Below are 19727 nucleotides of genomic sequence, written 5' to 3'. Positions count from 1 at the left end.
AACCAGAAATAAATGTAGAACAAATCCCTGTGGTTTGCTATAATTTGAAAAAGGAGTGAAATTATTGAATAAAAAAGTAGTTATTTCATTTTATGAAGATAATTCATATATATCTATAGACGAGCCGCCAAGTATACAGTTAATCTTTCGTCGTGTGCTTGTAACCGATTGGTCATTAACTCAAATGGAAGAATTATTGGATATAGGTGAAGGTTTTTATCTTAAACTGCTAGAGGGAGAACACCTCACCTTTATCGACTTTTATAGTTTGCGTGGATATAATAAAGAGGTGGTTGATTTCATAAAATCAATACCAAGCTCTTCTGACACTCGAATTGTGAATTCAGGCAAGTTTTTATATAAAATTCTTCAAGAGAGTAATGGAGACACCCCTCTTCCGCGGTCACGAATAAGTATTTACCAAAAGTCTCGTTTTGAACAAGGCGCAAGTGGTTTTGGCGAAAATATTATCAATCTTACAAATAATCCATTGTTTCTGATTGTTGTTGGGTATTTTATAGAGAAAGCGCTTGACTATGTAATACATCAATTTTTTAAGAAAGCAAAAAGCTATCAAACACAGCAAATAATTCTTAATGCAAAAAAATTCTATAAAAATGCTGCAATGATGCTTAACTGTAATTATTCTGAACTACAAATTACAGAGGTTCGATTAAAAAAGACAATGAACTATTTTGTATGCATCCGAAACATCAACGGTGAAGTTTTCAACGCTGAGTGCAGGTGGAATGGGGAAATTATAAAAATAGCATTGAAAAAAACACCTATAAATATAACAAAGTAATGTAATCTACTATAACGTAATACCATGTACCAATTTTTCGGACACGGTATTTGAATACACGCACAAGTATCAATTTATACCCTTAGATTTCAATGAATAAAAGCTATACGTAAAGATAGTGTTTATCTGTTTGTTTTTCCAATCAAATAATCAGACGTGGTTTCTAGTATCGTTGCAATTTTTTTTAGCATTTCTAGGTCTGGTTCTCTGCTCCCTCGTTCGTAATGTGCATATGTTGAACGACCAATCCCAAGTTTTTCAGAAATAGTTATTTGAGTGAATCCTTTTTCTTTTCTTTGATTTTTTAATCTTTCCGAGAATATACTCATTTAAATTTCCTCTTTTGTTGCATTTTGTTATCTGTATTATAAAGCTATTGAAAGCTATTTAGCAATAACTGTAGCAATTATGTTGCAAATAGCAACAATTGGTGTATTTGCAGTTTTTTAATCAAAAATCGACTTTGATTTTTATGTTGCCATATGCAACAATTGTATAAGTTTTAATACAAGCTTTTGTTTCGTGAAATAGTAAATTACAGAAAAGGGTGTGAAAGAAAATAGCGATGAAATTGTTGATACGTTCACTGACAGAGAAACCAAAGGAAATAATTAAATAAGGCATTAAATTTCAAAATTTCTGAAAAGCTTTATGAGCAGTTGAAAGCAGAAAGCGAAGAAAAAGGAATTTCGCTTGCAGCTCTCATTCGGGTGATTCTTTCAGAGCATTTTGAAAAAAGGCAAAAATAATGGCTGCTGGCGCTCCCATCAAGAAGATACCAACAGCCACCCACGCGCGCAGACCGAAGCCTGTGCGGTAAATCCTATTATACCGCACCGTTTTCCTTTCTGCAAGCGTACAACGAAAGGAGAATATTGATGGAAGTAAATTATAAATTTGTACCGCAGTACAAATCAGCAGAAGCGAAAGAAAAAAGTGATATGATTTCCTATGCAGAGAAGCTTCTGGAGATTGTCGGGTGCAGCACACTGATTGTAGGTATCGATCGTGAAAATAAGCCTTTTGTTTATGCCTGTGATTCCCCTTTGCAAAACGCCTTAGATTTTCGTTTGGATACTTATTAAGTTATTTTAAAACTGCAAAACGCGGCTCACTGATTTTAGCAGGCCACTTTCCTTTTGGAACAAAAAACTGCCGTTGGGTGAAAACCCAACGGCAGTTTTACGGCCGGATTCGGCCATTATTCATTCTGAATCAATCTCAAAAGGAAATCCTGCAAAGAAGGATTAGGCTACCGTTACTGTAGCAACCAAAACCGGTGCTCTGTCCCCCACCTGAGCATAAATCGGGGTTGTGCCGCTGGCTAAACCGGTAATGGGATAATACCAGCCTCCCTCTGTGGTAGTGGCTGGCCCGCCTTTCACCACATTGGAATTTCCAATCAGGAACTTCACATTAGTGGCCAACGTAGTGGGCATCACTTTTAAAGAATACGTCTGACCCTTTTGCAAGGAAACGGAAGAACCCGCATCGGTAAAGTACTGAATTTTCGGCAAAGCATTGCCCACCACTGTAAATGCGGTAGAAGCACCTGTTACAGCAGACGTAGTGGTGATAGTTGCCTGACCAGCGCCCTTATGAGTCACACGGAACACATAGCCGTCCGAAGACTGGTGCGAGTATTTCACCTGGGCCACATTGGGATCGGAAGAGCTCACATTGGGCACAGCAGAATCTGCTGTGGCAACTTTATAGAAGTAATCCTTGGTATCACCGAAGGTATAGGTTGCCGGCGCATTGCTGATAAACACAGAGGGATCTGTGGGGCGCACGGGCTGCTGAGAAGCGGTGCCCGCATAATCAAAATAGCTGTAGTTCATATCGCACAGGCCGGGAACACCGGGAACTGTCTGCGCTGCATACTGCCACATTGTATAAGGGCGGTTAAAGTTGGGTTTGCTGACGCCCCAATGAGCAATCCAGGTATCATACTGTGTCACCAGAGGGTTGGTCAAACGTGCGTTATAAAAGTTTACAAAGCTGTATACCGCTGTTTTGTAACCGGCCTGCTGAATTTTGCTGCAGAACGCATTTACAATCTGGCCCATCTGATCCGCATTCAGCGGATAATGCACCTTATCCTCCACATCAAAGACCACCGGATAGTCCAGTTTGCGTCCTTTCAGGATGCTGAGAACCATGTCTGCTTCCTGTGACGCCATGGCGGGGGTTGTTGCATAGCTGTAGTGATAAGCGCCCACGGCGATTCCATTGGCTACCGCACCGCTGTAATTGGCTTCAAAATAAGTATCCGTTTGTTTCGCCCAATTTTCATTGCCGTATCCGGTTCGGATAATTGCAAATTCAATACCGGCCTGCTTCACGGCTTTCCAATCAATGGTGCCCCGATGCTGGGATACGTCAATTCCGGGAATTTTCGCTTCCACAGTGCATGTAGCAGTCACTCCAGAGGAAGAAGTCGCTGTAATCACGGCCTGACCCAAGCCAAGTGCTCTCACAGTTCCGGTGCCGTCCACCTGAATTACCGTTGGGTTACTGGAAGACCACGTTACCTGAGCTGCCTCAGACGTTCCACTATAGACAGTCAGCTGCATTACCTCACCCTTTTTCATTTGGGCGCTGGTGCTGCTGATCATAAAATCTGTAGAGTATGTATCAGCGTACGCAGGCAAAAACAATGTCATAAACATTGCAAATGCCAAAAAAAATGATGTCAGTCTTTTTTTCAAACCAATTTCCTCCAGTAATTTCTATTTCGACGCAGATTCTGCCGATTTCGAACCAATCCACGCAGAAAAAGCAACACGATAATTCTATTATATTTGTGCTACCAGATTATGTCAAGTTACAGAACAATTACCTGGAAAATTTAAGATTTGTCTCTTATAATGCGTATTTTAGAATGGCGCTTCACAAAGATATTATATCAAAAAGAAAAGGTGAGCAGATGGTACTGCTCACCTAATTTAGCTATTGATAGCTTGAAATCATATTCTATGAACACTGAGAAAAGCTTTCTAAAAAACTTTTTGTTTTGCTATTCGATTATCTAACCGGTTTTTTCACTGACACTGACATTGGCCTTGTATTGCCCATAGGCCCAAACGCTGGTATTATTCTTCGTTACCAAAGTGACTGGGAATTCCGAATGGCCGGTAAAGCTTTCTTTTCCCGTCATATCAATCTGGGCATACACATCGGCAGCCGTAATGGCATCAATCTGTTTGGCAGGGCCAATCAATGTCATATCCAGGCTCTTGGTAAAGACCTCTGCGGTTTTACTGGCCGCCAAGTTCTTCACCTGAAACTCGGTCACGCTTAATTTTTTGCTTTTGAATCCATTAAAATTCAGTTCCACTGAAGCCGTATAAATATTGCTCAGGTTTTTGCATCCCGGCGGCAAAGTAATATCTACCTGAAGCTTATTATTACTCATAGACAAGCTGGAAAAGTCAATGGCCTCCAGACTCAGTTCATTCACATTAGCCAGCACATCTTCCGGCCCTGCCACTTCAACGGTTTGCGGCTCAATCTTCTGTTCGATGGAAGAAAGGGCAAGTCCAACCGGTTTTCCGGTAAAGGTGGGGGTTAGCTTCATGACCTTACGGGCCAAAACCAGAATATTTACATCCACCTTCTGTGCACTCATGGTTATTTTATCGGTGGAAAGCTTCTCACCGTATACATCATACAGCACCAAATCTGTGGTAAAGCTTTTGCTTTCGGTCAAGGTCTCTTTTACCGTGTATTCTGCAGACACCTTTTTAATTTTCGCAATTTGGGTTTCCGGCCCGGAGATCACCACGGAATCTGTAGAAAAAGCCGGTGCGCTTACAAAATATTTGGGATCGGCCTTATAGGTGATATTATCCTCTATCGGGAAGGTTACTTCTTTGTAAACATCCACATTGGCAATAATGCTGCTGGGTTCTATGGATACCACTTCATAATCGGCCATGGCTCCCAGCTTTTGCGCCGTTAAGGGCAGCGTATAGGTAGTCGGCTGTGTGATGGAAGATGCCAGCTGTGCTACAACCTGAAGATCTTCCGACTTTACCCGGTTGACCACAATGCTGTTTCCACGAATCGAAACTTTTACATTTTGAACACTTTGATCAAACACCTTGAGCCCCTGTTTCTGACTTTCATCAGAAAGTTTAACAACAACGGGAACATCATAAATCACGCGGGGACGTTCCTTTGTATTGATTGTGGCCATGATAAACCATAAAATAATCGCCGCTAAAATCGAAAAAACAATTACAAACCGATCATTATAAAACAGTGCAGAAAGGTTCAGTTTTTTATTCTTCATCTTTTTTTGCCCTCCTGATGGAAGGAATCTTACGGGACCTCTTTTCACCAGATTCCGGTGATTCCGGGATAAGCAGATTCTCCAATTCACTTCGTAAGGTTTCCCTGGTATAATTGCGGGTCAAAACGCCATTGACTGCAATGGAAATCTGACCGGTTTCCTCCGACACAACCACAACCAGTGCGTCGGAATTTTCACTGATGCCGATAGCGGCACGATGCCGTGTGCCTAATTCCAGACTGACCTTATCACTTTTGGTCAGCGGCAGAATACAGCCCGCCGCATAGACCACCCCGTCCCGGATGATCATCGCGCCGTCATGCAAAGGTGCTTTGTTATAAAACACATTCCCAATCAACTGCGCAGAAGGATCGGAATTCAGAACTGTTCCCGTATCCGCAATATCCCCCAGCTTTGTCTGGCGCTCAAATACAATCAAGGCCCCCATCTTTTGCTTCTGCAAAGAAACAGCAGCTTCAACCACTGCGTTAATTCCCCGGGTTTGTTTTTGCCGCAGTTCCGTATCATCCTTCACCCCGGAAAAAAAGAACCATCCTTTTTTGCTGTTGCTTAGTCCACTGCGCCCAATTTGCTCCAAGGCGCGTCGAAGCTCCGGCTGAAAAACAACCAGCAAAGCAAACACACTGAACTGGAAGAAATAATTCAGCAGGGCTCCCACCATATGAAGGTTCAGGTAAAAGGACAGAACCCAGGCGGCCAACAGGATCAAAATCCCCTTGACCAGCTGTTCCGCCCGCGTTTCCCGAACTAACTTAATTCCATTATATATAACAAAGGATACGACCATCACATCCAGAGCATCAGCCGGCCGAAACGATTTGATCAAACCGATTATCATGCCCCAACTGTTCATGAGAAAATCCATGTTTTTCCTCTCCGTAACAGATCCGCAGCCAATCAAACTGCAACTCTTACATCTTTTTCATTTATTGTACCATATACACGGCGATATGCAACGATTTTATTCGGAAATCCGTTTGATTTTACCGATTTCTAAAGCGAACCGATTGATTTCATTTGCCTGATTAAACGCAGACGGCGACACGCGAACCGTTCCCCGTTCCAGCGTGCCCATAGCCTGATGCGCTGCCGGAGCGCAGTGAAGACCGGGGCGAACAGCAATCCCGACAGCATCCAGGCGGCGTGCTACCAATTCGCTGGACAATCCCTCAATGTTAAAAGAGAGCACCGGAACATAGTGCTTTTCGTCGGGGCGCTCAGTATAAAGCCTCACATCCGGGATGCGGCTAAGCTTATCATAAAGCTGTTGAACCAACTTCATTTCATGCGTAAAAATGACCCCGGTTCCCTTTTTTCGAACAAACTCAATCCCCTCACGCAGCCCGGCGATTCCCGGAAGGTTTGGGGTTCCACTTTCTGCCTGTTCGGGCATCAGATTCGGCTGTAAAAAGGATTCTGAAGAGGTGCCGGTTCCCCCTTCCATAATCGTTTTGGGCAGCGAACCGCTGGCGCAAATTAAAAATCCAGTACCCATCGGGCCATACAGGCCTTTGTGGCCTGCCATGCACAAATAGTCAATTCGGCTATCTTTCATGTCAATGGGCAGCACACCCGCGCTCTGAGCACAGTCCACCGCCATGGGCACCCCATATTCCCGGCCCAGCGCAGCGATGCGTTCCACCGGCAGCCGAATCCCCCACACGTTGGAAGCATGGGTACACACAATCAGCGCCGTATTGGGGCGAAGAGCACTTCGAAAATTTTCCACGGTTGCGTTATTATTTCCGGGAACCACCCTAGCCTGAGTAAACGTAATATTTTGATCTGCCAGCGCTTGCAGCGGGCGCATGACTGCGTTGTGTTCCAGATTAGACGTCACCACATGATCCCCGGGCTTTAGCACACCCTTAATCACCATGTTAAGCGCCATCGTACAGTTAAGTGTAAACGCCACACACTCCGGCCCGGGTGCCCCAAATAATTCAGCCGCCGATTGCCGGCAGCGGAACAATTCCTCGGCGGCTGCCACAGACATTTTATGCCCGCTGCGCCCCGGGTTTGCCCCTTTGGAACGCTGGGCCTCTGACATAGCTGCCACTACCCGCGGCGGTTTTGGAAAGGTAGTGGCAGCATTATCCAAATAAATCATACGGCACCCGCTCTCTCGGCTCTCCCCAGAACACGGATCCCTGAGTTTATCAATATATTTTCTGCCTGATCGGTCTGATCCGGCACATAAATTCCATACCCGCATCCCAGCCGCTCTTGCGTGCGGGGGGTGCGCTCTACATAAGACTTAATCCCGTAACGAAATAATATATCCCGGCTTTTCATCGCATAAGTGATGGAACCCAGCAAAATGACAGGCTTGCCCACAAACATCACCTCTCTGTTTTTATTACAGAGTATGCTGTGATGACAAGGCTTGACAACAGCATTTTACTCGTCCAGCAGACATACGGCATGTGCACAGATGCCCTGTCCTGTCCCTGTAAAGCCCAGATGCTCCTCTGTGGTGGCCTTTATATTGATCTCTTCGGTTGATACACCGCAGGCAGCAGCCAGCTTTTCTTTCATTTGTGGAATATAAGGATTTAATTTTGGTGCCTGAGCTACCACGGTAGCATCTATATTTTGAATTCGGTATCCCTTCTGCTGTATCATTCGACAGACTTCCTGCAAAAGTTTTAAGCTGTCGGCTCCGCGAAAGGCCGGATCCGAATCTGGAAACCAAGTTCCCAAATCCCCCAAAGCCGCTGCACCCAGCAAAGCATCCGAAACCGCATGCGCCAGCACATCGGCATCCGAGTGACCCAAAAGCCCTTTCTCAAACGGAACCGTTACGCCGCCCAGAATCAAAGGGCGCCCTTCCGTCAGGCGGTGTACATCATATCCATGCCCAATCCTCATCTTAGGATCCATCCTTTCTGCACCGCAGAACTGCTTCTGCATAAATAATATCCTCTGGGGTGGTCAGCTTTATGTTTTCTGGGGAGCTTTCACACAAATGAACTTTGCCGCCTGCCTTTTCAATCAGCTGACAGTCATCGGTATAATCGCCCTGTACCGATTTCATGGCCGCCAAATACAATTCCCGTTCAAATACCTGCGGAGTCTGTACGCTCCACAGCCTGGCTCTGGGTGGCGTGTGTTCCACAAACCCGTCGTCCCCAACATATTTCATCGTATCTCGAACCGGCAGCGCCAGCGCAGAAGCACCATGTATTCGGGCATCGTTTACCACCTGGTCAATCCACTCGGCCCGGATTAAAGGGCGGGCACCATCGTGAATGGCAAAATACCGGGTGCCTTCCGGTGCGGCCTTTATCCCACAAGCGACCGATTGCTGTCGGGTTTCTCCCCCCGGCACCACCCGGAACAGTTTTTTCAGGGAATGTTCTGTTCTGAGCTGTTCCAGCGCTTCCAAATCCTGAGTGCGGCATACCACCACCACATCCCGTACCTGATTCGCCTGTTCAAAAGCAACAAGCGTTCGAACAATTGCCGGAACGCCCAAAAGCGGATACCATATCTTTGAAATGTCGGACTTCATCCGGCTGGAGCTGCCAGCCGCCACAACAATAGCACAACAGCGGTCAAGGATAATCAATCAATCCACCGTCTCTTTCCTCATCATACAATATTATACAATCAAGGCACAAATGCCTTTTTTTATTTTCCTTATTGTCGGCCGGCTCGCAGAGCGGCACTGGTACCTGACTTTTCCTCCATGTTTCGTTCTCTGCACTCTTGCACAAAGGTTCATTCTGCGTGGTATAAGCAAAGCATAAGCGCTGCTATAGAGTGCGCAGCAAAAAAATCACCTTGGCAGCCCGCAACACAACGGCAGGTTTCACCTGTCTTTCGCTGATGCCGTGAGGTTATTTAAACCATAACTTTCATTCTGCCCGTAACAAAGCCACACAGGCTCAATCCGGCACCCGGCTATTGTGCAATGTTCTCTCAGGCAGAGGTTATTTAAACCATAACTTTCATTCTGCCCGTAACAAAGCCACACAGGCTTAATCTGGCACCCGGCTATGGTGCAATGTTCTCTCAGGCATCGGAAGCTTTGCTTTCGCTGATGCCGTGAGGTTATTATAGTATGATTTATAAAACAAGGCAATTACAAAGCTGTTACTTCCCGCAGAATTCAGATTTAATTCACATTTTAAAGTAATTTTATTAATAAACTTTTTGATTGCATTTCTGCTTAAAATCGGGTAAGATAAAATCATCAATTTACACAAAAAAGGAAGTGACTATTCGTGAAAGAGTTAACCCCAAAACGTGTGGCGGATTCCAGAGTGGAACAAATCCAAATCGTTTTAAGCAGCCATATTAACGGTGCCGGACGCCTGTTTGGCGGACAGCTGATGGAATGGATTGACATTGTGGCCGGCGTAGTGGCTCGCAGACATTCCAACCACAATACCACCACCGCGTCTATAGACAATTTGCAATTTAAAGAAGCCGTTTATTTAAATAATACCCTGGTTTTATTTGGTAAGGTCACTTATGTTGGAAAAACCTCGATGGAGGTGCAGGTAGACACCTATGTGGAGTCTTTGGGCGGAAGCCGCAAAATGGTCAACAGCGCCCACTTCGTTATGGTCGCACTGGATGAAAACGATCACCCGACACCAGCTCCGACGTTAATTCTGGAAAACGAACAAGAAGAAGCCGATTGGAAAGCAGGCGAACGCCGCAATGAGCTGCGCCGTCAGCGCCGCTTGGAGCAATATTAAACACAATTGGATTTGCCGATAGGGATTGTTCTTCTATTTCGACTCAAAAAACACATGGATAGATTTGTGGGGATGCCGGACAGGCATCCCCCTTTTTGAGTTAGGCTACACAATTAAAGAAGTCTTTCGGTTAGATACACCAAAAAGCTGGCTTGCGTATTTTACCGCAAGCCAGCTTTTCATGTTTATACGATTGAAATTTAGAGAAAAACGTTCTCATTCGTCCGATTCTTTCCACTTGCCGAAACCCCATCTTTCCTGACCAAATACTGCTCACTTGCATCCGCAACCGCCTTCTGCCAAGAAAGCTTTTGCCCATCCTTGAACCTGCACAAGTTCAAGCATCGTTATTCCGGGGGCAAAATTCGCACAGGATGTCCAAACCCATCTGCCACAAGATTTTAACGTACGGCAATCGTTTGTTTCGTATTCTTTACACAGGTTTCACTGTATCTTTTTCCGGTAAAACGGCGGATCGATCCCCCATTGGTGAAGCCGCAATGCCAACGGATCTACCGGAATCATACCGCAGGAGCCATGCCCCGTTTAGACAAAATTGTTCGCAGGCGATGAACTAAAGTAGTGCCAACAGCAATTTTCAGTGCGTCGCCCACAAGGAAGGGAACCACACACATCATCAAAGCCTCTACCAAACCGGTTTTCGTTACAAACATAAACCAGGTGGTTCCCAATATGTAGCATACCGAAAGGCCCAGCACCATCGCCAAAATGATCGTATGGACTTGTCCGCCCCAACGCTCAATCAAAAATCCGGTGAGCCATGCCGCTGCCACATAACCGATGATATAACCGCCGGTGGGTCCGATCAATTTTCCCATTCCTCCGGTGAACATAGCAAATACGGGAACCCCAAACGCTCCCAATAAAACATAAACCACTTGGCTGACAGCACCTAGCTTTGCCCCAAGAATCCCTCCCGCCACAAAAACGGAAAGTGTGGCCAAGTTCACCGGAACCGGTGCAAGGGGAATAATAATTTGAGAGCAGACAGCGGTTAATGCTGCAAAAAGTGCACAATAAATATAATTGACTGTTTTTTTCATGGATGTCCCCCCAGACAAATCAGTATCTTTCTGTTATTAAATATACTGTGTAAAAATCGAATTGTCAACATTTTTATTGAACATTAAGTTAACAATCGAAATGTTCAGTTTTTTCTTTTACTCCCCGATATAGTTCAGTTAACCAGATTAAAATCAGGCCAACCAAATTTCTATATAGAAAACAAGAAACGTACACAAAAAAGCATTCTATCCGTTCTTGTTTCGAACTGACAGAATGCCATAATTTCTTTTTATTTTAGGAACTAATCCCCTTTTCGCAGCGGTTTCCCCAAGCATCCAATAGTTCCCCGTTGCGATAAAATCGAATGATTTCACAGTGATTGGGGCATTTGGGGCATTCCTGTGCCTTTGTGGTAAAGTCCATTTGAATCAAGTCCACATGGAAGGGCTCCTTTCGGTTACCTGTTTTCGAAAGAAGAGCCGCTCCAATTGCCCCCATCAAATGGGATTCCGGATCCACCAGAATCTCGCTGCTCAATTCCGCTTCAAAAGCCTTTACCACACCGCGGTTTTTGCTGACGCCCCCTTGAAATACAATCGGGCCTTCAATCCGTTTCCCTTTTCCCACATTATTTAAGTAGTTGGAAACCACCGCCCGGCACAGCCCCGCTACAATATCCTCTTTGCTGTGGCCGGTCTGGGCTTTGTGAATCATATCTGATTCTGCAAAGACCGTGCATCTGGCTGCTATTTTGGATGGATTTTGAGATTGCAGTGCCAAATTGCCCAATTCCTCCACATCCAACCCAAGGCGTTTGGCCTGAGAAGATAAAAAGGCACCTGTTCCGGCAGCACACAGGGTATTCATAGCGTAATCCGTTACCACTCCGCCCCGAATCAAAATAATTTTAGAGTCTTGTCCCCCAATCTCTAATATGGTACGAACCTCTGGATGCCGAGAAAGCGTTCCCACTGCATGGGCTGTAATCTCATTTTTGACTACATCCGCCCCCAACATGCTGCCGATGAGCTTTCTGGCAGAACCCGTGGTGCCCACAGACTGAATGCTCACTTGTCCCGGGGCTTTTTCCAGTAAAATTCCCACCAGTTTCTTTACTGCCCCAACCGGATCCCCTTCTGTCCACAGGTACTCCTGCGAAATCACCTTTCCCTGTGAATTCAGAAGCACCCCTTTGGTAGAGATAGAACCGATATCAACCCCCAGAAACACGGGCTCTTCCATATGCATTTTCCCTCCTCATGGCGATCATGTCCGCAAATGCCTCCAGCCTTGTTTCAACGCCCACTTCGCTGGTGTTGGCATCAAAACTCAGGTGCAGAATCGGCATGTCATAGTCGTGTTCCAGCCGGGTTAAAGACGGCATGGCGTTCAGCTCTGGGATGCATCCAAAGGATTTCATATGAATGATTCCGTCATACCCCTGCTTTGCGTATTGCTTTGCTTGGCATACGCTGTCCACACCATTGGCTCCAACGGTATATTTTAGATATCCTCTGCTTTTTCTCAGGGAACTTTTATCGTTTTTTCCGAACAGAAGGAACGACACGCTCATGGCGCGGCTAACGCAGATATTTCTCTGTGCCAGCTGTTTTTCCAAATAAAAATTACTATACGGTTCCATCAGTGTATAAAGCTCACCAATAACGCCCACTCGCAAAATCTCACCGCTTTTGTTCAGCGGCAGGCTTTGGGCTGCACGAAAATATTGATTGCGAATTTTTTGCAGCGCCAACGAACTGTCAGCGACGCCCAGCTCTTTTAAAAGACTTTGATGCAGTTTTTCAAAGGAGCCCGGCTCGGTTTCAAACCCCATATTTTCTCTCATATAATATTCAAAAGTATCCAGAATCCGAAGCCGCTCCCATGTCAGCAGCAAGGCATGCAAAATTTCTCGGATTGAAAGAGAGCAACCCAGCCGACGAAGCGTTCGATAAACAGAATTCGGTTTGGCATTGTCCCGAGCAAAGCACAAAAACTCGAAATCATATCCCAAATCCTTTAATATCTGTTCCTGTACTTCTCCATAATATCCATAGCGGCAGCCCATTCCGGTTTGCAGCAAAACATTAGCGCCGGCCTGCAGCGATTCAATATAATTCCCCATATTGTATTTAAAAGGAGAGCACACAAAATCCGGACTGTATTTGCTGCCCAGTTCTAACGTTTTCAGTGTAATCGGGGGCGCCGCCATTACCTTTTGGTTCGGGAACAAATCCTCAAACAGAGCTTTGATCAGCACGCCGTAATTCCCCATATGAGGGAAACTGATGACCAGCTGTTGTTTATCCATTCACTTTTTTCCTTTCCCTCAGAATATCCATAAAGCTTTCAATTCGGGTTTGCAACCCCGCATCCGCCTGGTGCTCATCCATTAAAATTTGAATCATCGGAACATCCCTCACCTTTCGAATCACCAGTTCATTGACCAAAGAATCCGTTCCGCAGGGGAACGCAGTCAAAAGGATCACGCCGTCTACCATTCCTTTATACAGTTCAATGGCTCCAATCATTTCTTTGTTCAAAGTCCAGTATAGTTCCGTTGAAATTGCCTTCGATTTGCGGCAGCATTCCTGCCTGTCGCAATAATCGGAAAAAAGCACTGTTCCGTTCTGTTCCTGAATCATGCGGCACACCGGTGAGCCAATATAGCTGTCATGGCTGATATAAGGCTGTGCGGCAAGCAGAATTTTCAGTTTATCGCCGCCGCTGACCAGACGAACCTGGCTCTCTAAGTCCTTCAAATACTGCTGTCTTTGCTGCTCTTTGGCTTTTAAATAAGCCCGGCAGCACAAATCCGGGCTTTTCCCCAACCGTTTTCCCATACTAATAAAGCCAAATAGTTCCGACTGAAATTTTCCGGATTTCAGATTATAGCTGAGGATGTTTGCTTCGGGGAAAGTGTGGTATACCATATCGTACAATCCCAAAAAACGAACACAAAATTCTTCATTGGGCCCGGTATCTTCAAAACGAGGTACCAGAATAAAATCGCATGTTCCGATTAAAGATTGCACATGGCCCATATATAATTTTAAAGGCAGGCAGTTTTCGCCTGACGACTGCCTGATTCCGGATTCCAGAATCATTTTTCCGGTTTCTTTGCTTATCACTACCTGACACCCCAACTCCTGGAAAAAAGTCTCCCACAGGCATCCGTAACGATAGTATAAAAAGGCTCTGGGAATTCCTATTTTCATCTATATCACCCGAATTCTATTATGGTTGTTTTGCCAATAAGTATTCATTTAATCTTGTTGCTTTTTCCTTCACCGCAGCATTGGGAACTCAAATATCCAGTCAGGCGTAACCAGATTACAAAAAGGAATTGTAAAAAGGCAATTAAAAAAACAGTCATCGAAAGCAGATGACTGTTTTTTGATCTTTTATTTATTAAAATACTTTATTTCTTCCTGCATGTTTGGCATTGTATAATTTTTTATCGGCCAAAGCAATTAGTTCCGATATATTAGTAATTCCAGAATTTTTATAGACGGTCTGCACACCAATGCTGCAAGTAATCGTAACATGTTCGCCCCCCAGGCAAAACACATGGTTTTCAATGGAATCCCGAATTCGGTGAGCCATCCCCCGTGCAAAATAACTTCCCCTGCCCGGAAGACAGATTAAGATTTCATCGCCGCCGTAACGGGCAATCCATCCGCTTTTTTTAGATAGATGTTTTTGCAGCAGCAGCGAAATTTCGCGAAGAACCTGATCCCCGGCAACATGTCCATTTTGGTCATTGACATTTTTAAAATAATCAATATCAATAAAAAGGATGCTGAGCGGCTGATCCAATTCAAAACAACTTTGCATATCAATGGGCAGGCGTTCATCGATGTACCGCCGATTGTAAAGCTTGGTCAAAAAATCAGTAAACGCGGTTCCGTGTCCATCTGCAGGTTCGCCGCCACAACTGGCGTGTCCCTCCTTTTTGGGGTGCTGAACCAATATAAGAAAACACGACTTTTTATTAATAACAATCGGGATTTTTGTAATCGTCGAAACAACAGAGTTGACACAAGACACACTGAATGAAAGGTTAGAGTGAAAAGTCGTGTGAAGATCCGGCAGTTCTGAACCCAAATTTTCCAGATTTGCAGCATCGTCTGACTCTTTAAAACTACCATATACCATCTGATTGCAATTGGAATCTAAAACATATACCGAGGTGGTGACACTCTCAAGTACACGAATCAAACTCATCATATCTGACAGTGTATTAAATACCATTATTCCTTACTCGCCTTTCTGCATTTCAAGCGAATCGAATGGACTTTATCAGAATAACGCGCCCCTATGCATTATTCCATTGAGTATACAATTGTTTATGAACATAACATTTTTTCGCTTGAACAGACGCTCTCCTGTCAATTATGCCGTAAAAACATTAAAAAAAGATATGGATAACAACAAGTAATTACACACAAAATAAATGTAAATTAATTTAATTATACACTTATTAAACGTACCAGTCAATACACTAATGAAGCGTATGATAAGATCGCTATACACATTATAAGAGTGGAAGAGGGGTTGTCATGAAATTAATAAATAACATTATTTACAATTTGCGTGAGGACAAGGATCTACGCCAATTAGACGTAGCAAAAGTAATAGGAACCACACAGCAACACTATTCCCGATGTGAAAAAGGAGAGTGTGAATTTTCCACTCGTTCCATTGTTGCCTTAGCCGATTTCTATAATGTGTCTACTGATTATCTGCTGGGCCGAACGGACTGCAAACAAGGCATAGATGTATTAAAACAGTCGGTTACCAAAAACTATACCACCGGGCATTTTTTGTCGGAACTTTTTTCTTTAAACGAAGAAAACCGCCGCGCCGTAATTGAATATATGGAGCTGCAAAAACTAAAGGAGAAGTTCGAGCAATCAAAACATTCATGATGGAGTCCACAAAAAATCGATGGAACAAAAAAAGTCTATGAAAGCCTTCAAAAAAGAATAGAGCTTTCAGCGATATTATGTCCCCGCTCATATTGATTATGAATTCCACATCTTTCTGTACTGCTTTGCCCTAAAAATCCTTATCGCTAAATAAAATCGATTTAAAAGCCATTCATTAAAAAACATTTTTATCAATTGCTATTCCTTCCATAACCCAAAGAACGGTACTGCAAAAGCAGTACCGTTCTTTTTCCTGTTTTCCATCAAACATTTTAGATTTTATTCTGCATCCAGTGCCTTTTTCCTCTTCCAATGAAAAAGAGAAAGCTGCGAACAAATTTGCATTTAAAAAATGTGATAGAACAATCAGCCAAAGGGAAAAATTTACATCTGTTTGATGAATGGTTTGAGAAAAAAGCTCCCATTTTTAAATTTCATCTTAGAAAGAAAGAAGGGCTTTTTTCTGATTACTCTGTAAAAAACTCAAGTTAAAGACAACATTTTTCCAGTTTTGAACGATTCTTTGCAGCGGAATGCAATGTTAGTACTCTTAGTTCCATCATACACACCAGGAGCCGCTTTTCGTTCGTTCTCTACACAGTCACAGAACTCTGCAATTTCTGTAATGTATGCATCGTGCCAGCGAGAAATGAAATCCTGATAGCATTCACGGCAAACACCATGCTCGCTCATTACTTCTACCAAAGAATTGGTCGGAACTGCTGCAATTCTCAGGGTACCGCGGGTGCCGATAATTTCGGTTTCCACATGGGAACCATGGGCTGCGGCGCGGCCGGCAAAGAAGAATGCCATCGCATCATTTTCACACTGCATCAGGCAGGAAACATTATCGCCGTCGTCCCAATCCTTATACTGTTTAAATTCATAGCAACCACCCATTGCCCATAGGTTTCTCGGTTCGGAATTGGTCAGCCAGCGGATCAAATCAATATCATGGATGGACATATCAATAAACTGGCCGCCGGAACGGGGAGCATACTCCAAGGTACCTTCGATAATTGAGATGGGATCTTGAGAATAGCAGCGAACCAGAATCACATCACCGATATCTCCATTGTCAATCTTCTGTTTTGCCACCCGGTATGAGTAGTCATAACGGCGCATAAATCCCAACATAAAAATTTGATTAGGATGGGCCTCGATAATCTTTTCGGCCTGTTTGCATTTTTCTACAGTATCCGCCAAAGGTTTTTCGCAGAAAACGTGTTTTCCCGCTTCCATTGCAATCCGGAGCATCTCTACATGAGAGTCGGTATTGGTCACAATGGCAACAGCCTCCACTTCGGGATCTGCGCACATTTTTTTGGGATCCTGATACACAGCCTTCACGCCCAGTTCGGCGGCAACTTTTTTTGCATTTTCATAATTTGCATCACAAATAGCAACCAATTCTGCTCCGGGAACACGGAAAGCGATATTGCTGGCATGTTCATATCCCAAACGGCCTACTCCAATAATACCAAACTTTAACTTTTTCATAATAAATTCCTCCTACTGATTCTAAATTAGTGAGCATTATAGGCCCAATAGCTGATAATACCAAAGGCCTGTTTTGATATAGGAATGTTTTGATGTTAGAGGAAAGGGCGTGTTGTTTCTGCGCCCATCCGAATAACATCCTCCGCATCCATTTCCCAATATTCCGGGCGAAATAATTCCAAACAAGCAGGGCCCTCATATCCTGCAGACTTGACAGCTTCTACCATCGCTTCAATGGGAATCACCCCATGTCCGGGCATGATTCTGTCACAGTGGTCTAAAATACCTAATGGAAAATCTTCGCAATCGTTGATATGAAATACAAACAGCTTTTGTTTTGGAATTTTTCGGATAAACTCCACATCGGCACATTTATCATTCATATAAACGTTAATGCAATCTACTGTCAATCCAACCGAGTCCCGATCTACGGCAGTTACGATTTCAAGTGCCTGGCGCAGGCTATTACAGCACCACCGCCGATCCCCAATTGGCTCAAAGGAAAGCTTCACGCCGTATGGCTCTGCAATATCTGCCAATTTATTCAGGACTTGCACGGAATCATCAAACACATCCTTTTCATTTTTGTTGCAGATTTCCTCCGAAACCGTGGGGACCACAATGATGTATGGATTTCCGATTGCTTGTGCAATCCTGCATCCGAACGTGAACAATTCCACTAATTGCTCCCATTGCTGGGGGGTGCAAAAATTGATATTTTCAATTGAATTCAATGCATAGGGTTTTAAATGACTTCTTTGAAAAAAATCCTTTAATTGATCAATAGAGTGGGTTTTCAAATACTCCTTGAGCATATCCAGACGCAACTCAATGAAATCATAGCCATACTTCTCACAAAGCTGCAAATCTTGTTCCACGCTGGAATTTTCCTTGCAGGTTGCCTCATTATAACCAAGCTTCAGCATAAAAAAAGTCCTCCCTACATTTCACCACGGGCTTCACGACTTAATAGTTCACTCATGATATGTGAATGTTTCTTATCCAATTTGTATAGTAACAGAATAACAACCGCCATAGACCAAAGCAAAACCGGACCCCATAAGTAAATATTGCGGATCATGGAAATTGCTGATTCCGGCTGAACCACAGCCGCTCCTGCCGAACTGATATACCCCGCCTGAGTTAAAAGAGCAGCCATGATTGCGCTAGCCACACCGGTACCAAATTTAAACCCTACCGTCCCTCCTGCAAAAACAAGAGATTCCTGCCTGATATGGTATTTCCACTGGCCAAACTCTACCACATCCCCCATCATACCAAACACAAGAGCAATCAGCGGCGCTTCACCAAGCGCTCGAATCAGGCTGGTAATTAAAGCCCATTGAAAGCTATTGGTATTGAAGAAGAATGCGAGCTGCGCTAACACCGCAATAATAGCACCGCACAGGGATATATTTCGCTTTCCAAACCGCCTTAAAAAAAGCGGGCACAGCATAGCACCCACAATCATCATCCCGGTTTCTGCCAAGTACAAAACACTATACATCCATTTATCATTGTGAAAAATGTACTTGCAGTAATAAGGAAGAGATGTGCCAACCACCGTATAATGAACACAGGTCACAGTCCAGAGCATTAGAGTGGACCAAAAATATTGATTCGTCAAAAGTGCCTTCACATTTGTTCCAACGGGAATCTTTTCCCTTTTTAGCGCTTCAAAGGTAACGGTTTCTTTACAGTTTACAAAACAAATAATCAGCATAGCCAGGGCGAATACAGACCACATCGCCATTGCTTTGGCCCAAGCTGCCTGATCATCGCCAAACAGCTTTACAACCGGCATGGTAAATGTGACCGCTACAATACGGCCAACCGGAGCCAAACACATCCGAAAAATCGACAGCATGTCACGCTCATGGGAAGAACGCGTCATTAAGGTAGACATCGTTCCGTAAGGCACATTAATTGCGGTATAAAGCACGGATGTGCACAGATTATAGACTACAAAAATGTACCAAAATTGTAAGCTGGCATTTGTTTGGGGGACGGTAAACAGTGCAACTGCCGTAACACAATAAGGAACCGACATCCAAATAATCCATGGACGCGCCTTTCCCCATTTGGTATTGGTTCGGTTTACAATAAACCCCATAATGATATCTGCCATACCGTCAAATACGCGCGAAACCAACATCACAATGCCCACAGTAGCAACAGGTAGCCCCACATAATCGGTATAAAACAGGGTCAACAGCGTGGTAATCATTCCATATACTACATTGCAAGCCGTATCGCCGCATCCATAGGCCACTCGAGTGCCAAACGTCAATTTTTCCTGCGGTTGGTGTGAAACTTGTATCTCTTTCTCAATTTTAACTTGTGCATTCAAATGAAACACCTCTGGTTTATGCATTTGGCGAACAGAGGGCAAATAAAAGGAAAGGTATTCACCAAATACCAGTATTTTTTACAACTAT

The 19727-nt window shown here is 44.1% G+C and carries 20 protein-coding genes and 1 pseudogene; 5 read left to right on the top strand and 16 right to left on the bottom strand.

Annotation, left to right across the window (positions count from 1 at the left end):
* Positions 1 to 64: 64 nt before the first annotated feature.
* Positions 65 to 805 carry a hypothetical protein gene (locus C1A02_RS02720; protein ID WP_101696658.1) on the top strand — a complete coding sequence of 247 codons (741 nt, stop codon included), beginning with the start codon at positions 65 to 67 and terminating at the stop codon, positions 803 to 805.
* Between the two features lie 122 nt (positions 806 to 927).
* On the opposite strand, the gene C1A02_RS02715 is transcribed toward C1A02_RS02720, so the two are convergent.
* Positions 928 to 1134: a helix-turn-helix domain-containing protein gene (locus C1A02_RS02715; RefSeq protein ID WP_101696657.1), complete on the bottom strand. Its 207-nt coding sequence runs from the start codon at positions 1132 to 1134 to the stop codon at positions 928 to 930.
* A gap of 300 nt (positions 1135 to 1434) precedes the next feature.
* Between C1A02_RS02715 and C1A02_RS13905 the strand changes: the two are divergent.
* Both C1A02_RS13905 and C1A02_RS02710 read left to right on the top strand, forming a co-directional pair.
* Positions 1435 to 1554 (top strand): annotated as a pseudogene (locus C1A02_RS13905) (hypothetical protein); the annotation flags it as partial.
* Positions 1555 to 1683: 129 nt separating this feature from the next.
* The gene (locus tag C1A02_RS02710) at positions 1684 to 1890 is read left to right on the top strand and encodes a hypothetical protein (RefSeq protein ID WP_101696656.1); all 207 of its coding nucleotides are present in this window, start codon (positions 1684 to 1686) and stop codon (positions 1888 to 1890) included.
* 162 nt (positions 1891 to 2052) lie between these two features.
* Here the strand turns inward: C1A02_RS02710 and C1A02_RS02705 are convergent, their stop codons facing one another.
* The 7 genes from C1A02_RS02705 to ispD all read right to left on the bottom strand — a co-directional run bounded on the left by C1A02_RS02705 (position 2053) and on the right by ispD (position 8694).
* Positions 2053 to 3516: a GH25 family lysozyme gene (locus tag C1A02_RS02705; RefSeq protein ID WP_101696655.1), complete on the bottom strand. Its 1464-nt coding sequence runs from the start codon at positions 3514 to 3516 to the stop codon at positions 2053 to 2055.
* Positions 3517 to 3836: 320 nt separating this feature from the next.
* Positions 3837 to 5102 (bottom strand): CdaR family protein, encoded by a 1266-nt coding sequence (locus C1A02_RS02700; RefSeq protein WP_101696654.1) that lies wholly within the window; start codon positions 5100 to 5102, stop codon positions 3837 to 3839.
* Positions 5092 to 5988 (bottom strand): diadenylate cyclase CdaA, encoded by an 897-nt coding sequence (gene cdaA, locus C1A02_RS02695; RefSeq protein WP_101696653.1) that lies wholly within the window; start codon positions 5986 to 5988, stop codon positions 5092 to 5094. The genes C1A02_RS02700 and cdaA overlap by 11 nt, the downstream gene beginning before the upstream one ends.
* Positions 5989 to 6084: 96 nt before the next feature.
* Positions 6085 to 7233, bottom strand: a complete 1149-nt coding sequence (locus C1A02_RS02690; protein WP_101696652.1) for an aminotransferase class V-fold PLP-dependent enzyme — start codon at positions 7231 to 7233, stop codon at positions 6085 to 6087.
* Entirely contained in the window at positions 7230 to 7466 is a 237-nt protein-coding gene (locus C1A02_RS02685) for a putative Se/S carrier protein (RefSeq protein ID WP_101696651.1), read from the bottom strand. The genes C1A02_RS02690 and C1A02_RS02685 overlap by 4 nt, the downstream gene beginning before the upstream one ends.
* Before the next feature lie 57 nt (positions 7467 to 7523).
* Positions 7524 to 7994, bottom strand: a complete 471-nt coding sequence (ispF, locus tag C1A02_RS02680) for a 2-C-methyl-D-erythritol 2,4-cyclodiphosphate synthase (protein ID WP_101696650.1) — start codon at positions 7992 to 7994, stop codon at positions 7524 to 7526.
* A gap of 1 nt (position 7995) precedes the next feature.
* Positions 7996 to 8694, bottom strand: coding sequence for a 2-C-methyl-D-erythritol 4-phosphate cytidylyltransferase (gene ispD, locus C1A02_RS02675; protein ID WP_101696649.1), 699 nt, complete (start codon positions 8692 to 8694; stop codon positions 7996 to 7998).
* Between the two features lie 658 nt (positions 8695 to 9352).
* Between ispD and C1A02_RS02670 the strand changes: the two genes are divergently transcribed.
* Positions 9353 to 9832, top strand: a complete 480-nt coding sequence (locus C1A02_RS02670) for an acyl-CoA thioesterase (protein ID WP_101696648.1) — start codon at positions 9353 to 9355, stop codon at positions 9830 to 9832.
* Positions 9833 to 10353: 521 nt separating this feature from the next.
* Here the strand turns inward: C1A02_RS02670 and C1A02_RS02665 are convergent.
* The 5 genes from C1A02_RS02665 to C1A02_RS02645 all read right to left on the bottom strand — a co-directional run bounded on the left by C1A02_RS02665 (position 10354) and on the right by C1A02_RS02645 (position 15112).
* On the bottom strand, positions 10354 to 10896 hold the full coding sequence (locus tag C1A02_RS02665; RefSeq protein WP_101696647.1) for a biotin transporter BioY: 543 nt from the start codon (positions 10894 to 10896) through the stop codon (positions 10354 to 10356).
* A gap of 256 nt (positions 10897 to 11152) precedes the next feature.
* The gene (locus C1A02_RS02660; RefSeq protein WP_101696646.1) at positions 11153 to 12100 is read right to left on the bottom strand and encodes an acyl-CoA dehydratase activase; all 948 of its coding nucleotides are present in this window, start codon (positions 12098 to 12100) and stop codon (positions 11153 to 11155) included.
* Positions 12072 to 13169, bottom strand: coding sequence for a hypothetical protein (locus C1A02_RS02655; protein WP_101696645.1), 1098 nt, complete (start codon positions 13167 to 13169; stop codon positions 12072 to 12074). The genes C1A02_RS02660 and C1A02_RS02655 overlap by 29 nt, the downstream gene beginning before the upstream one ends.
* Complete coding sequence (locus C1A02_RS02650; protein WP_101696644.1) at positions 13162 to 14076, bottom strand: acyl-CoA dehydratase activase-related protein; 915 nt, start codon at positions 14074 to 14076, stop codon at positions 13162 to 13164. The genes C1A02_RS02655 and C1A02_RS02650 overlap by 8 nt, the downstream gene beginning before the upstream one ends.
* Positions 14077 to 14269: 193 nt before the next feature.
* Positions 14270 to 15112 (bottom strand): GGDEF domain-containing protein, encoded by an 843-nt coding sequence (locus C1A02_RS02645; RefSeq protein WP_101696643.1) that lies wholly within the window; start codon positions 15110 to 15112, stop codon positions 14270 to 14272.
* Between the two features lie 308 nt (positions 15113 to 15420).
* On the opposite strand from C1A02_RS02645, the gene C1A02_RS02640 reads away from it, so the two are divergent.
* A complete protein-coding gene (locus C1A02_RS02640) occupies positions 15421 to 15789 on the top strand; it encodes a helix-turn-helix domain-containing protein (RefSeq protein WP_101696642.1) in 369 nt (122 codons plus the stop codon).
* Between the two features lie 483 nt (positions 15790 to 16272).
* On the opposite strand, the gene C1A02_RS02635 is transcribed toward C1A02_RS02640, so the two are convergent.
* The 3 genes from C1A02_RS02635 to C1A02_RS02625 form a co-directional block, all read right to left on the bottom strand.
* Positions 16273 to 17289, bottom strand: a complete 1017-nt coding sequence (locus C1A02_RS02635) for a Gfo/Idh/MocA family oxidoreductase (RefSeq protein ID WP_101696641.1) — start codon at positions 17287 to 17289, stop codon at positions 16273 to 16275.
* Between the two features lie 95 nt (positions 17290 to 17384).
* Positions 17385 to 18215, bottom strand: coding sequence for a sugar phosphate isomerase/epimerase family protein (locus C1A02_RS02630; RefSeq protein WP_243577890.1), 831 nt, complete (start codon positions 18213 to 18215; stop codon positions 17385 to 17387).
* Between the two features lie 14 nt (positions 18216 to 18229).
* Positions 18230 to 19579 carry an MFS transporter gene (locus C1A02_RS02625; protein WP_243577889.1) on the bottom strand — a complete coding sequence of 450 codons (1350 nt, stop codon included), beginning with the start codon at positions 19577 to 19579 and terminating at the stop codon, positions 18230 to 18232.
* Positions 19580 to 19727: the final 148 nt, after the last annotated feature.

It is taken from the genome of Clostridium minihomine (assembly GCF_900240385.1).
In the GTDB taxonomy this organism is placed as follows: Bacteria; Bacillota; Clostridia; order Oscillospirales; family Acutalibacteraceae; genus Faecalispora; species Faecalispora minihomine.
This window is presented reverse-complemented; position numbering and strand designations above follow the sequence as displayed.

Coding starts and splice junctions, on each gene's coding strand:
- C1A02_RS02665 (WP_101696647.1), bottom strand. CDS start 10,896: ATGAAAAAAACAGTCAATTATATTTATTGTGCACTTTTTGCAGCATTA.
- C1A02_RS02715 (WP_101696657.1), bottom strand. CDS start 1,134: ATGAGTATATTCTCGGAAAGATTAAAAAATCAAAGAAAAGAAAAAGGA.
- C1A02_RS02690 (WP_101696652.1), bottom strand. CDS start 7,233: ATGATTTATTTGGATAATGCTGCCACTACCTTTCCAAAACCGCCGCGG.
- C1A02_RS02635 (WP_101696641.1), bottom strand. CDS start 17,289: ATGAAAAAGTTAAAGTTTGGTATTATTGGAGTAGGCCGTTTGGGATAT.
- C1A02_RS02660 (WP_101696646.1), bottom strand. CDS start 12,100: ATGGAAGAGCCCGTGTTTCTGGGGGTTGATATCGGTTCTATCTCTACC.
- ispF (WP_101696650.1), bottom strand. CDS start 7,994: ATGAGGATTGGGCATGGATATGATGTACACCGCCTGACGGAAGGGCGC.
- C1A02_RS02700 (WP_101696654.1), bottom strand. CDS start 5,102: ATGAAGAATAAAAAACTGAACCTTTCTGCACTGTTTTATAATGATCGG.
- C1A02_RS02645 (WP_101696643.1), bottom strand. CDS start 15,112: ATGGTATTTAATACACTGTCAGATATGATGAGTTTGATTCGTGTACTT.
- C1A02_RS02685 (WP_101696651.1), bottom strand. CDS start 7,466: ATGTTTGTGGGCAAGCCTGTCATTTTGCTGGGTTCCATCACTTATGCG.
- C1A02_RS02630 (WP_243577890.1), bottom strand. CDS start 18,215: ATGCTGAAGCTTGGTTATAATGAGGCAACCTGCAAGGAAAATTCCAGC.
- C1A02_RS02655 (WP_101696645.1), bottom strand. CDS start 13,169: ATGGATAAACAACAGCTGGTCATCAGTTTCCCTCATATGGGGAATTAC.
- C1A02_RS02640 (WP_101696642.1), top strand. CDS start 15,421: ATGAAATTAATAAATAACATTATTTACAATTTGCGTGAGGACAAGGAT.
- C1A02_RS02710 (WP_101696656.1), top strand. CDS start 1,684: ATGGAAGTAAATTATAAATTTGTACCGCAGTACAAATCAGCAGAAGCG.
- cdaA (WP_101696653.1), bottom strand. CDS start 5,988: ATGGATTTTCTCATGAACAGTTGGGGCATGATAATCGGTTTGATCAAA.
- C1A02_RS02650 (WP_101696644.1), bottom strand. CDS start 14,076: ATGAAAATAGGAATTCCCAGAGCCTTTTTATACTATCGTTACGGATGC.